Below are 12,503 nucleotides of genomic sequence, written 5' to 3'. Positions count from 1 at the left end.
TTTTCAATTATTTAAAATGTTAATTAAAAATAAAATACCTCTCATATAAAAACCCAAATGATGTAGTTGTGATGCAGTAAATTGAAGTGACTAATTGATAAAAAAATAGGGATTAATTTACTAACCCCTCATTTTTTCAATCCAATTATAACGTATTTATAAAACTAGACAAACTTGTATCTGACGCTAAGTTCAATTTTTTCCGTAGTCGGTACCGATGTAATTCTACTCCACGAAAAGAAATATTCATCAAAGGAGCTATTTCTTTAGAAGATAAACTCATTTTAAGGTAAATACACAATTTGATGTCTTTGGAAGTAAGTTTGTCACAATGAGCCGTTAATCGTTTTACAAAATCTTCATGGCTCTTGTATAGGTTATTCTCAAAAGTTTCCCATTCTTTTTTATTGATGGAATTTAACTTGATTACTTTTTTGATGTTACTTTTTAAGGAATCCAAATCATTTTCTTTCTCCAAAAGCTTTAGAATTGAATCAATCATTTCAGATTGTTTGGCAATGGAAAGCGACTTTCCAGCTACTTCCGATGCTTTTTTCTGTACTTGAATTTCCAAAATACTCTTTTCGTATTCTTGAATCTTTAACTTATTGTCTGCATCCAATTCCAATTGGTAAACGACTTGTTGGTGGCGCATTTCTTCCTCTTTCAAACGAAGTTTTTCAATATAGCGCACTTTGTTCCATCGGTAGTACAAGAACAATCCACCCGAAATTAAAATCAAATAGACCAAAATCATCCAAACTGAAAAATACCAAGGTTTGGCCACTTGAAACGAATAATACCCCACTTGCTGGAAGTTGGCTCCTTGTCGCTTATAAATTCGGATTTCCTGTGTTCCGGAATGCAAATTATTTAAAGTGATATGGCCTCCGTCGGCTGACTTATACTCCCCTTCCTCATTTAATTTATAAAACAGATCTTCACGATTAAACCCAAAATAAGGTGTTAAAATGTTTATATCAACCGTTTGATTAAATTGAATGGTTGTTGCATCATCAATTAAAGAATGGTTATAATATCCTTCAATGGGATATTGTTGGATGGGTTTTCGATGGGCCAAATAATCATAAATAAAAAATCCGTCATCTAAATTGATGATTAATTTATTCCCTTGCTTCACTACCTGAGTATCTTCTGCACTATTTTTTCCTTGGTAATATTTCTTCGGAATCAATTGCCATTTGAATTGATTATTTTCAAATGTGATGACAAACAACAATCCATTTTTCCCAATCAAAAAATGATCATCATCAATGGATGTGCACGAGGTTATCGCCTTAAAATTAGAATTAAATAAAGCGTTGGATTCCAATTTATTGGTTACTTGATTTATCGTATACCATTGATTATTTAAGTAAAAAAAGGGTGAACCTTTGAATTCAAACAACCGGACATTAAAATCGTTTTTTATCTTATTCAATGCCGTGATATTGATCACTTGGCTTACTTTTCCCTGCTCTAATAAAATCTTATAAAGACTTTTGTAATTATCTACCGCATACAATTCATCAGGACTTATTTGAATTACGTTTCGAATCGGTTTTTGAATTTTATCGAGTTTTCCTTGGTACTGTAAATGCGAATCATATAGAGCAATCCCTGAATAGTTGGCTTGGTAATATCCATCCCCAAACGGACTTTTATACAATTTCCATCCACCCGTGACCGGACTCAATTTGGCAAAATTTCCAGCTGAATAAGTAAACGTCCCATCGTTATGACCAATAACATAATTGGCCCCTATTTTATCAATTTGCCAAACTTGCCCTTGAGAGCCTTTCACTAATTGTAATACGTTATTTTGATACCGAAACAATCCATGATTAGACCCTAATAAATAGCCGTTTTCAAAAGGTGCAATGGCATATACGGTTCCCAAAACACCACTAGTGTCATTGTAGGTAAGAAATGGCGAGTTGATCTCTATGTGCGCAATTCCATTATCCATACCCAACCAAAGGTCTTTTTCATTATCCAAACAAATGGATAAAATCGAATTGTTCTTTAAGGCATTATTTCGGTTGATATTGGTAAACGTTTGGTTTTGTAGATCAACAATATATACCCCTTTGAATGCTGTACCGATAGCCAATCGATGCGAGTCAATCATTTTAGCAGAGTTGATTAATTCCGATTGTAATTGTAGATTTAATGCATGATTCCAAGGTGTAATAGACGAATTATTAGCTACAAAAACACCATGATTTCGGGTAAAAAAATACAATTGATTATTCAATCGTTCTATTCCGTGAATAATTTTATTTTCTAAAATGGACCATTGTTTTTGCGGTTGCATAGTAACTCCATCAAACGAGTAGACGCCATTATTCACCGTAGCAATATACATTCTAGAATCGATGGGAAAACAATAAGAAATTTGACCTGGCAAATCAATTTTACGTACACTAATTCCATTTAAAGCATACAATTGATTGAACGATTGAAAGTAAATTACTTCTTTGAACTTGAATATTTTCCAAATCTCTTCATTCACTGAATTTCCTAAGAATAATTTTTTACGAGCTGACAACGAATGGTAGTGCATTTTTCCTTGCTTTCTTTCCCAATACCCAAATTCGTTATACGACCCTGAATAAATTCGCTTCCCATCTGCATAAACCGATCGGATAATTGTTTTATTCGGCAATTGAAATTTATCCCATTGCACACCATTGTACCGTACTAAATTGTGGTTATTGGCAAAATACAACGCATGATCTTCTCCTTGCGTTACATTCCATACCTGATTATCACCTTGATAATCGGATTTATTAAAATTTTCCACAAAAGGTAAAACCTGTTGCCCAAAAGTCGGGGCAACAATAAAAAGGAATCCCAGTAGGAAAAAACGTAGTTTCATGATACTTATTTGTGTGTCTAAATATAACTATTTTGACAAAAAAAATCCCGACACGCGGCCGGGATTCCTTTTATTTTTCATCAACATAATCTTGAAGATACGCAAATCGCGGGGTGAGTTTTCCACCCTCGGTCATCTTCGCCCGTTGTAAGATGCCGTCTTTATCGCCGTTAAAAAAGGCTGGAATGACATGTTCCATAAACATTTCTCCAAATCCTTCACTAGCGTCTTTGGGCAATTCACAGGGTAAATTATCCACAGACATCACCATTATAGAACCGGGATGGGTATAAGGTACTTCTTTGTGTTCGTTGGGTAAATACCCCATGAAAGGTTCTGCAATGGTGGTTGCGCGAACGGTACACGCTACCGGGCCATCCACATCACAGGAGATGTCAGCGACAACTTTTATTTTACAATCGGGAGCTTTTAACATGTCTTGTGTTAAAATATCCGGAGCGCCATTACCGTGAAAATGTCCGGCAATAAACACATCACTTACTTTGGTAAACCGTTCAAAATCGGAAGTATAAGCTTCAGGATGAGTGTAAAAATCTTTATTATCTTTTACTTGTCCATCAATACGTTTATTATAATCCAAAACATCGATTTGGGTATAAACCGGTTGGGTGTAGGTTTTGGTGAGGTAATCTTCAAGGGAAACTTGTTTCATTTTCATGCCATCCAAAATTTCCTTGGCTCCCATCCCTACTTTACCATGACCCGTCAATACAACCTTAATATTAGGTAACGTCTGACGCTTTAATCGGGCAATTAAATCTTCTTTCGAATGTAAGGTTTCTGCCTTCGGTAAATTGAACAATTCGTATTTAATTCCAAATCCGCGGAACCCATTGTAAGCCCCAACTAATCCGGCATAACGACCAAAACCAATCAAGCGTCTGTTGTTGGCATCCACGATGGTTTCGTGATCGTACAATTCGATGTTTTTGGCTAAAATCGCTTGCAACAACTTACGATTGTAGGGTTGTTTTTTTATGGTATGGGAAAAGAAAAAATACTTTTTATTGGGAATCAAAGCATCTACCGGAATTTCTTTTACCCCAAATAACACATCGCAATCCTGCATATCGGTTACGACATCAATACCCAAATTGGCATACGCTTCATCTGGAAACACACGAATGTCGGAAGATTCCACTTTTACTTTGGCTTCAGGATGTTCGTTTTGTAAACGCACTAATTCTTCGGGGGTAAAAACCACACGGCGATCGGGCGGATTTTTTCGTTCTTTGACTACTCCAAAAATCATGATAATTCTTGCTTTTATTTTAAAATGCGTCCAAAAGTACGGGTAACGAAAACGATTTCAAAACTTTTGGTCGAAATTCACCACACGGTTGTCACCTCAGGGTCAGATGCTTGGGATACGCTGTTAATAATTTTGTTATTTTTTCAATTTTTTGGGTAAAAAAATAGGGAACTGACTTTCTATATTTGTTTTTTTACGACTAACCCATGACCCGAAATAATTACTTCTATATAACGCTCATTACCGCACTCATGTTTGTGGGTTGCCACAAATCGGGCGGACAGAAAAAAGAGTATAATGGCCCTGAATACGCCATGCTTCCTCCCCAAGATTCATTACCTAAATTGGAAGAATCGTATAAGAATGCTAAGAAGAATGAAATTGAAAAATACATTAAAAAGTTCTTCAACAACAACTTTGAAAACATTTGTTTTTTAGTAGCCAAAAATGGGGAAATCATCTATGAGCGCTACGAAGGCTATGCCGACAAAGAACATAACCTGCTCAATTCAGAAAATACACCGCTTCACATTGCTTCCGTTTCAAAAGTACTGACAGCATCAGCCATTTTAAAGTTGATTGATGCGAAAAAATTGGAATTGGATCAAAAACTAACCACGCTTTTTCCCGGATTTCCTTACACTGAAGTGACGGTTCGCACCCTTTTGAATCACCGCAGTGGCATGAAGAAATACAATTACTTCTGTGATGATGCAAAAATTTGGGGCCGCAAAAAAACCTTGACCAACCAGGATTTATTAAATGTCATTATGACCAAGAAAATCCCGTTGGAAACCAAAACGGACACGCATTTTAGTTACAACAACACCAATTACGCCATGTTGGCCTTGGTGATCGAAAAAGTGACCGGTAAAAAATACCGCGATGCCATGAAGGAAATTATTTTTGATCCACTAGGCATGACCAATACCTATGTTTTTGATGAAGATAGTCCCAAAGATAAAGCGACTCCTTCTTATAAATACAATTACGTGAAATACGGTTTTGACTTTTTGGATGCAGTGTACGGTGATAAAAATATTTATTCTACACCAAGGGATTTATTAAAATTTGATTTGGCCCGAAATTCGCCCGACTTTCTAAGCAAAGACTTGTTGGATCAAGTGTACAAAGGTTACAGTTATGAATCTAAGGGCGAGAAAAATTACGGATTGGGTATCCGATTGCGCGAGTGGAAAAACGGTAAAAAATTGTATTATCACAACGGCTGGTGGCACGGAAATACATCGAGTTATATCACTTTGCGCCATGAAAATACGGTAATCATTGCCTTATCGAATAAATACACCAAAAAAACCTATCAACTAAAAAACCTTTCTGCCTTATTTGGGGATTATCCCTTTGCTTTGGGTGACACGGTTTCCAATGGGGAATAAGTTTTTTGATTTCATTGATTTTACCTACATTTGCCCTCCTTATTAGGGAAAATTCCAGGGGACGACTGGTTTTGACAGCGAGTGGAATTAAATAGTAAGCACGTCGAGCATTGTACTTTTTGCTCGCTAATCCAAAGGTACACACTTATAAACGGCGAAAATAATTACGCTTTAGCTGCTTAATCCGAAGTTTAGTACGATTTGCCTAGTCTCGTCAAGGACGAGAAGCTAGATTCACCTCAAAAGCCTTGGTTTATGGCGGTTGGTCAAGGTGAACCGTAAAAGTAAACCTAGGAAAGGTAATGCTTTAAATCCTTTCTGACACTGATTAAGCTAAGCAAAGAGTGGCTGTTCTTGGCCTTGCTCTTTGACGAAAATCCAATCAAGAACTAAACGTGTAGAAAGCTATTCGATTGCTTGTTTGGACCCGAGTTCGATTCTCGGCGTCTCCACAAAAAAAGCCTGCAAATTCATGCAGGCTTCTTTTTTCAACAAAAACAACTACTAAAGCACCGTAGTATTCTTTACCAACTTGAGTTTTCTAAATTTATCGATTAACAATTTTGCTTTTTCCACTTCTCGCTCTTTGATTCGAAAATGGAATGTGCCGCCATTCAAAATGTGCACTTTCAATACTTTTCGAATTCGGGTGTATAGTACAGAAAACATGAGCAATCCTATAGTCATTATGATTGCGCCGTAAAATAACACTTCAACATCCACTAAATAGATACTACTATATCCAACTAAAACACCCAAAAAGAACAACAGCACATTATATCTAAAGTCAACTTCTAACGCAATTTCCATAGCAATCACTTGTGCAACCGGAAATGATTTCCCATTTAAAAACACATAATCATTCTCAATGATACCCATCATTTATCTAGTACATTTGGAGTTTTAATTCAGAGGAGAAATCCTAGAATTTTCGGAGGTAAAACTAAAAGAGTTTTGAATAAAAAACTGTAGAACTTGAAGGCAAGTCACGTAGAATTATTACTAATGCATTATTTAATTAAACACTATTCTATCCTTGAAAAATCAAAGTTGTATTCTTTCAAAATTTTGAAATCGAACTAATTCTACAGAAATTTCTTCCTCTGTTCTACAAAAAATGTTCGCAAGGACAATACCTTTGCAGCACAATTGAAAAGCACTCTAAACAAACTTACTTGAATGAAAAAACATTGGTTGTCGTTATCCCAATTATTCAATACCAAACGCAAAACAATTCATTTCGGACTCTTAATTTGTGTCATTGTATTGCAAATTATGGTGGTCATTTTTTGGGCGATTGAAAAAAGTAATGAAACGAAACGCTCTAAAGAATATAAAAAGATTGCCGAACTTCATGATTTTTCTGAACTATCCAATTCGTTTTTGGAGCAATTAAACATCCATCAAAAGCCGAATCAAGCTGCTTCTCAAAACAATCAAAACACACTAATTGCATTGAAGGATAAGCTGACGCAAATGCATAATTTGTACCGTCAATTTCCCGACTTGAAAGCTCCCGAATCCGCAGTTAAATTAAACGCTTTTATCCAAAAAATTGAAAACAAAAAAAAACAACCCGAAATAAAGCCTTTTGACTACAAAGAAATAACGGAAAGCATCAAAGTTGATTCCATCATCACCAAAGATAAAGTCAGGAAAAAAGGGCTATTGGCACGTTTAGGAGATGCACTCAGTGGGAAAATCAATGTTCAAAAAGAACAATTAAAAATCATCATCAGTTATCGCGGGCAGAATGGCATTCGTTATGGTACCATTAAAGAACAGATGGAACGGATTTTAAACGAGACAATTAAGCATTATGATGCGGAACTTAAAGCGTCCTTAGCGACTGGTTTTACATCTGATTCTAATTTAAAAGATAAGGTGAGTCAAAAAGTATTAACCGCCATGAGTTTGGACTTTCTCATCGACTTTGAAAAAGATATTAGCCGATTGATTGACCAAAAAAACAACATCATTATTGCTTTAGACCGCCGCAATGAAGCGGTTCAAAACTATTTAATCATTAGTTTAATCGTATTGTCAATACTTATTTCACTAATCCTTTACCGTTATACAATACTGGCCTTTAAATACCAAGTACGAATTGATGCCGCACGAAAACAAATTCAAGAAAATCTCAATTTTAAAAATAAAATCATCAGTTTATTGAGCCATGAAGTGCGCTCTCCATTGGGCAGTATTGTTTTGTATAGCAAAAGTGTGAGTCGGACCCTTGACGATCCAGAAATAAAGGAAACCTTTTCTTCCATTCAATACAACGCCAATTCATTGTTGGTGCTAACCAATCAAATTTTAAATGCCTTGCGCAATGAAAAGGAAGTCTTCGCATTGGAACCTGTTCCATTTTTGCTTGAACATGAAATTGTCATGATGTGCAAATCCTTGATTCCTTTGGCTGAAAATAAAGGGAATACGCTAGTTGCTGATTTGAGAATTCCAAAAAATAGGCACGTCCTTGCGGATCAAGTAAAAATGGGCCAGCTCTTTTTTAACCTGATAGGAAATGCGATACGATTTACGGAAAATGGCACTATCCGTGTCGTTTCATCGGTAAAAGAAATCAATAGCCATGAATCTTGGTTAAGGGTATTTATAAGTGATAACGGTTCGGGGATGCACAAATCATTACTTCAATCCTTATTAAATGCGCAATTTTACGATGATCATCAAATCAAAATCAACCAACTTAGCACCGGACTAGGCATTCATATTTGTCGTGAGATAATCAGTAAAATGGAAGGCAATTTTTTAATTAAAAGTTCGCCCGAAGAAGGCACAGAAATCTACTTCAAAATCAAACTTCAACACGTATAATTATGTTGGCATTAAAAAAAATAAAGGTATTAATTGCTGATGACCACAGTGTCGTTCGACAAGGTATTGCTCTTTTACTTAAGGAAATAATTAAGGAACCCATCATCTATCACGCTGCAAGTTATCGTGAAACCTTAGAACGAATAAGTACCTTGGAAAAAATAGATTTTTTATTCTTAGATATTAATTTTCCCGATGGGAATAGCACTAAAATTGTTCATGAAATAAGGGAAATAATGCCTGATATTCGCATACTCATTTTTTCTGCGCTTGAAGAAGAAATTTATGCTTTAAGATACCTTAACTCTGGTGCCAATGGGTTTTTAAGTAAGTTGGCGAATGATGAAGAGTTGCGTTTTGCGGTGAATTACTTTTTAGCCAATGGAAAATACATCAGCCCTACGATTAAAGAAAAAATCATTGAAAATTACATGCATAAAATTCCAATTAACCCATTGGATCAATTATCGGATCGCGAATTAGAAATTGCACGCTTGCTGATCAAAGGGTATGGAAATTTAGAAATATCCATTTTAAAAGATCTTCAAAAAACCACGGTAAGCACCTACAAGAAAAGAATTTTTGAAAAACTAAATATTGACAACTTACCTGCGTTGATTGAATTATTTAATTCGTACGATACTGAAAATGACTAGCCAGCTGTACTTCGATTTATTTAAGAACAAGTTCTGCAAATTCAGCTAGGCATTTCACTTCATTTCAGTTATGCTGCCTACATGTAAAGTACTTTTCCAAGAGGTCATAAATATTATTTATAAAAATCATAAAAAACATTATTTCAATAAAGTACCGATTCTAAAAACTGAACTACAGAAGCTTTCGTAAATGATTTAAAATACGACAGCCATGACTACATTAAAAAACAACAATCAGTTAGTGCATTTTAGCAAAAAATTTGGTTTGATTACTCCTAACCAAGTAATTTTAATCAATGGAACCCAACAAGAATCGATTGATTTAGAATCTATCTCAACCGTTAATCTGTTTAAAAAGCGTATTTTCTCTGTAAATTTACTTTTGTTTGCTGCGGGTATATTATTCTTAGCTGTGGCTTATTTTTCATACATCATCAACGACTCAATGCTTTTTTGGTCAACCTTAGCTATTGGAAGTATTATGACATCCTACTCATTAGTACATAAATTCCATTCCTATCGATTGGTGATTTTGGAAAAAAACAAAGCAGTACATGAGGTAAAGGCCACACAATTCCACCGCAAATGCATTAAGGAATTTTATGCCTCTATTCACCACAAAACAGTGAAAGCAAAACGAAAAAACAAGGTTATGGCTGAGTAACTTCGCCTTGCCAATTCATAAAACCACCTTCCAAGTTGTAGGTGTGTTCAAACCCCAATTGCTTCATAATTTGGCAGGCCTGGGCACTACGCCCACCTGCCTTACAGTACACGTAATAATTTTTGGATTTATCCAATTCTTCCAAACGGTAAATAAATCCTTGTCCTTTATATATATCGTTCAATAGAGCACCCGGAATAATTCCGTCTTCCCATTCTTCTTCAGTTCGAACGTCTAAAATTACGGCATTTTCATCTGCAGCTAATTGCGCTGCCCACGCTTCTTGAGACAAATGTTGCATGATCTTTTTTTTTTTCAAAAATAATGCATTTTACCTCCTTTGCCAAAACCCCATCTTAAAAGATTAACAAAAAAATAACACACATTTGTATATACAAGTATTTAAAATAATCATACATTTGTACCTACAAATTTTGTAATTACAATTATGAAGATTGAAGAGATTATAAAATCGAATGTTTCATTAGACGATGCCAAACGGGTCATCTTAAATTTGATGTATACCCAAAATGTGGTAGCTGAAAAATTTTATGAAACGCTAAAGCCTTTTGAACTCTCGGGTGAGCAATACAATGTCTTGCGCATTTTACGGGGACAAAAAGGGAATCCGGCGAACATGTGTGTCATCCAAGAGCGTATGATTACCAAAAACAGCAATACTACACGCTTGATTGATAAATTGCTTTTAAAAGGTTTGGTAACGCGTAATGTTTGTCCCGAAAACCGTCGTAAAATGGAAATTTTCATTACGGAAAAGGGATTGGATTTGTTAAAAGAATTGGACCCCATTGTTGTTGAACATGAACAGCTTTTCACGCAAAATCTTACTTCGGAAGAAATACAAAATTTAATTCAATTACTAGAAAAATTTAGAACCATTAATAATTAATATCCACTATGAGTCAATTTAATCAAAATGCCAAATGGCGTTATGCGACCAAAAAATATGATGCAACACGCAAAGTAAGTGCTGCTGATTTAGCCACGCTTAAAGAAGCGATCAACCTATCGGCTTCTTCGTATGGTTTACAACCGTATAAAGTTATTTTTGTAGAAAATCCAGAATTACGTGCCCAATTACAACCGGCTTCATGGGGTCAGACACAAATTGTTGACGCCTCGCATTTGGTTGTTTTTGCTAATGAATTAAATCTAGGTAACGAACAAATCGATGCATACTTCGAAAATTTAACTCAAACACGCGGAATTACACTTGAAAACGTACAAGGGTATGTGGATTTTATGAAAGGTGCGATCAATAACATTCCGATGGAAATTCGCAACGTATGGACCGCAAAACAAACCTATATCGCGTTAAGTAACTTAATGAATGCGGCTGCCGAATTAAAAATCGACACTACTCCGATGGAAGGCTTTGACCCACAACAATACAACGAAATTTTAGGTTTAAACGATAAAAACTTAAATGCAGCTGTGGTTTGTGCTATCGGATACCGTCATGCTGAAGATGACACCCAACATTACGCTAAAGTGCGTAAAGCTGAAAACGACTTATTTGTAACTCTATAACACTAATTCAAAAACAAGAAAAAATGAAAAATTTCAAATCAATTGCGTTGGCTTTATTCGTAGCCGCTTCAACAATCGTTACCGCTCAAAACAAAAAAATCGATGTAGCGAAAAGCAAAATCGAATGGGTAGGTAAAAAAGTAACTGGACAACACAATGGTACAGTAAACTTCAAAGGGGGAACCTTAGTTTTCAAAGGTAAAAAATTAACAGGAGGTTCATTTGTAGTGGACATGACTTCGTTAACAGCAACCGATTTACAAGGAGAATACCAAGGAAAACTTAACGGTCACTTAAAAGCAGATGATTTCTTTGGAACTGATAAATTCCCAACCTCTAAATTGGTTTTCAAAAAAATCGTTGACAAAGGAAATGGTGTATTTGGTGTTTCTGCTGATTTAACCATCAAAGATGTAACAGCTCCAGTACAATTTGAAATCACTGTAAAAGACAATACTGCTACAACATCTTTCAAAATTGACCGTACAAAATACGGGATCAAATACGGTTCAGGAAGCTTCTTTGATAACCTTGGTGACAAAACAATCAACGACGAATTTGATGTAACCGTTTCGTTACAATTCTAATTCAAGGGAAATATTGCTATTGAAAGCCTCGGTAAGTCCGAGGCTTTTTTTTTCTCGTTATATTTGACCCCATGAAACCGATTCTATTACTCGACAATTACGATAGCTTTACCTACAATCTTGTACATTATTTGGAAGCGCTTGGCGCGAAAGTAATCGTGTATCGCAATGATGAAATCGAACTCGATGAAGTGGAAAATTTTGATTGTATCGTACTTTCACCCGGCCCCGGTTTACCAAGTGAAGCTGGAATACTAATCCCCCTTCTTACGAAATATGCTGCCACAAAAAATATCCTCGGCATCTGTTTGGGGATGCAAGCCATTGGAGAAGTTTTTGGTGGAAAATTAGCGAACCTCAACACCGTGTATCACGGGATCGCTACCCCAATTACAATAACCGATTCGTCTGATATTTTATACCAAAATTTACCTTCAACAATAGAAGTAGGTCGCTACCATTCCTGGACCATTAGCCCTGAAAATTTTCCCGATAATTTAGTGATTACTGCACAAACTTCACAGGGAGAAATCATGTCCATTCGCCACCAAAACTACAATCTGTATGGCGTTCAATACCATCCAGAAAGCATTCTAACTCCTTTTGGAAAAACACTGCTCGACAATTGGCTCCAACAATTTTACTTTAAACAATAA

12 protein-coding genes and 1 other RNA gene are annotated in these 12,503 nt (G+C 35.7%); 9 read left to right on the top strand and 4 right to left on the bottom strand.

Annotation, left to right across the window (positions count from 1 at the left end; genetic code table 11):
• Nucleotides 1-145: 145 nt before the first annotated feature.
• Nucleotides 146-2,881, bottom strand: a complete 2,736-nt coding sequence (locus tag EQG61_RS05470; RefSeq protein ID WP_129460897.1) for a helix-turn-helix and ligand-binding sensor domain-containing protein — start codon at nucleotides 2,879-2,881, stop codon at nucleotides 146-148.
• A gap of 70 nt (nucleotides 2,882-2,951) precedes the next feature.
• Nucleotides 2,952-4,154: an NAD(P)-dependent oxidoreductase gene (locus EQG61_RS05465; RefSeq protein WP_129460896.1), complete on the bottom strand. Its 1,203-nt coding sequence runs from the start codon at nucleotides 4,152-4,154 to the stop codon at nucleotides 2,952-2,954.
• Between the two features lie 206 nt (nucleotides 4,155-4,360).
• Here EQG61_RS05465 and EQG61_RS05460 point away from each other — a divergent pair, with 206 nt between their 5' ends.
• Complete coding sequence (locus EQG61_RS05460) at nucleotides 4,361-5,551, top strand: serine hydrolase domain-containing protein (RefSeq protein ID WP_235829028.1); 1,191 nt, start codon at nucleotides 4,361-4,363, stop codon at nucleotides 5,549-5,551.
• 57 nt (nucleotides 5,552-5,608) lie between these two features.
• Nucleotides 5,609-6,006, top strand: a transfer-messenger RNA (tmRNA) gene (gene ssrA, locus EQG61_RS05455).
• A gap of 49 nt (nucleotides 6,007-6,055) precedes the next feature.
• On the opposite strand, the gene EQG61_RS05450 is transcribed toward ssrA, so the two are convergent.
• Nucleotides 6,056-6,433 carry a hypothetical protein gene (locus EQG61_RS05450; protein ID WP_129460895.1) on the bottom strand — a complete coding sequence of 126 codons (378 nt, stop codon included), beginning with the start codon at nucleotides 6,431-6,433 and terminating at the stop codon, nucleotides 6,056-6,058.
• Between the two features lie 297 nt (nucleotides 6,434-6,730).
• On the opposite strand from EQG61_RS05450, the gene EQG61_RS05445 reads away from it, so the two are divergent.
• The 3 genes from EQG61_RS05445 to EQG61_RS05435 all read left to right on the top strand — a co-directional run bounded on the left by EQG61_RS05445 (nucleotide 6,731) and on the right by EQG61_RS05435 (nucleotide 9,709).
• Nucleotides 6,731-8,389 (top strand): sensor histidine kinase, encoded by a 1,659-nt coding sequence (locus tag EQG61_RS05445; RefSeq protein WP_129460894.1) that lies wholly within the window; start codon nucleotides 6,731-6,733, stop codon nucleotides 8,387-8,389.
• 2 nt (nucleotides 8,390-8,391) lie between these two features.
• A complete protein-coding gene (locus EQG61_RS05440; protein WP_129460893.1) occupies nucleotides 8,392-9,045 on the top strand; it encodes a response regulator transcription factor in 654 nt (217 codons plus the stop codon).
• A 211-nt stretch (nucleotides 9,046-9,256) separates the two neighbouring features.
• Nucleotides 9,257-9,709 (top strand): hypothetical protein, encoded by a 453-nt coding sequence (locus EQG61_RS05435; protein WP_129460892.1) that lies wholly within the window; start codon nucleotides 9,257-9,259, stop codon nucleotides 9,707-9,709.
• On the opposite strand, the gene EQG61_RS05430 is transcribed toward EQG61_RS05435, so the two are convergent.
• The gene (locus tag EQG61_RS05430; RefSeq protein ID WP_073362908.1) at nucleotides 9,696-10,010 is read right to left on the bottom strand and encodes a rhodanese-like domain-containing protein; all 315 of its coding nucleotides are present in this window, start codon (nucleotides 10,008-10,010) and stop codon (nucleotides 9,696-9,698) included. The genes EQG61_RS05435 and EQG61_RS05430 overlap by 14 nt on opposite strands.
• Before the next feature lie 147 nt (nucleotides 10,011-10,157).
• Here EQG61_RS05430 and EQG61_RS05425 point away from each other — a divergent pair, with 147 nt between their 5' ends.
• From EQG61_RS05425 to EQG61_RS05410, 4 genes are all read left to right on the top strand, one after another.
• Nucleotides 10,158-10,619: a MarR family winged helix-turn-helix transcriptional regulator gene (locus EQG61_RS05425; RefSeq protein WP_129460891.1), complete on the top strand. Its 462-nt coding sequence runs from the start codon at nucleotides 10,158-10,160 to the stop codon at nucleotides 10,617-10,619.
• 8 nt (nucleotides 10,620-10,627) lie between these two features.
• Nucleotides 10,628-11,260 carry an NAD(P)H-dependent oxidoreductase gene (locus EQG61_RS05420; protein ID WP_129460890.1) on the top strand — a complete coding sequence of 211 codons (633 nt, stop codon included), beginning with the start codon at nucleotides 10,628-10,630 and terminating at the stop codon, nucleotides 11,258-11,260.
• A gap of 23 nt (nucleotides 11,261-11,283) precedes the next feature.
• Nucleotides 11,284-11,847: a YceI family protein gene (locus EQG61_RS05415; RefSeq protein ID WP_129460889.1), complete on the top strand. Its 564-nt coding sequence runs from the start codon at nucleotides 11,284-11,286 to the stop codon at nucleotides 11,845-11,847.
• Nucleotides 11,848-11,918: 71 nt separating this feature from the next.
• The gene (locus EQG61_RS05410; protein ID WP_129460888.1) at nucleotides 11,919-12,503 is read left to right on the top strand and encodes an anthranilate synthase component II; all 585 of its coding nucleotides are present in this window, start codon (nucleotides 11,919-11,921) and stop codon (nucleotides 12,501-12,503) included.

Source organism: Flavobacterium stagni (assembly GCF_004122105.1).
GTDB classification, from domain to species: Bacteria; Bacteroidota; Bacteroidia; order Flavobacteriales; family Flavobacteriaceae; genus Flavobacterium; species Flavobacterium stagni.
This window is presented reverse-complemented; position numbering and strand designations above follow the sequence as displayed.

Bases quoted from the DNA above. Each gene is read 5' to 3' on its own strand.
- EQG61_RS05470 (WP_129460897.1), bottom strand. From the start codon at position 2,881: ATGAAACTACGTTTTTTCCTACTGGGATTCCTTTTTATTGTTGCCCCG.
- EQG61_RS05465 (WP_129460896.1), bottom strand. From the start codon at position 4,154: ATGATTTTTGGAGTAGTCAAAGAACGAAAAAATCCGCCCGATCGCCGT.
- EQG61_RS05460 (WP_235829028.1), top strand. From the start codon at position 4,361: ATGACCCGAAATAATTACTTCTATATAACGCTCATTACCGCACTCATG.
- EQG61_RS05450 (WP_129460895.1), bottom strand. From the start codon at position 6,433: ATGATGGGTATCATTGAGAATGATTATGTGTTTTTAAATGGGAAATCA.
- EQG61_RS05445 (WP_129460894.1), top strand. From the start codon at position 6,731: ATGAAAAAACATTGGTTGTCGTTATCCCAATTATTCAATACCAAACGC.
- EQG61_RS05440 (WP_129460893.1), top strand. From the start codon at position 8,392: ATGTTGGCATTAAAAAAAATAAAGGTATTAATTGCTGATGACCACAGT.
- EQG61_RS05435 (WP_129460892.1), top strand. From the start codon at position 9,257: ATGACTACATTAAAAAACAACAATCAGTTAGTGCATTTTAGCAAAAAA.
- EQG61_RS05430 (WP_073362908.1), bottom strand. From the start codon at position 10,010: ATGCAACATTTGTCTCAAGAAGCGTGGGCAGCGCAATTAGCTGCAGAT.
- EQG61_RS05425 (WP_129460891.1), top strand. From the start codon at position 10,158: ATGAAGATTGAAGAGATTATAAAATCGAATGTTTCATTAGACGATGCC.
- EQG61_RS05420 (WP_129460890.1), top strand. From the start codon at position 10,628: ATGAGTCAATTTAATCAAAATGCCAAATGGCGTTATGCGACCAAAAAA.
- EQG61_RS05415 (WP_129460889.1), top strand. From the start codon at position 11,284: ATGAAAAATTTCAAATCAATTGCGTTGGCTTTATTCGTAGCCGCTTCA.
- EQG61_RS05410 (WP_129460888.1), top strand. From the start codon at position 11,919: ATGAAACCGATTCTATTACTCGACAATTACGATAGCTTTACCTACAAT.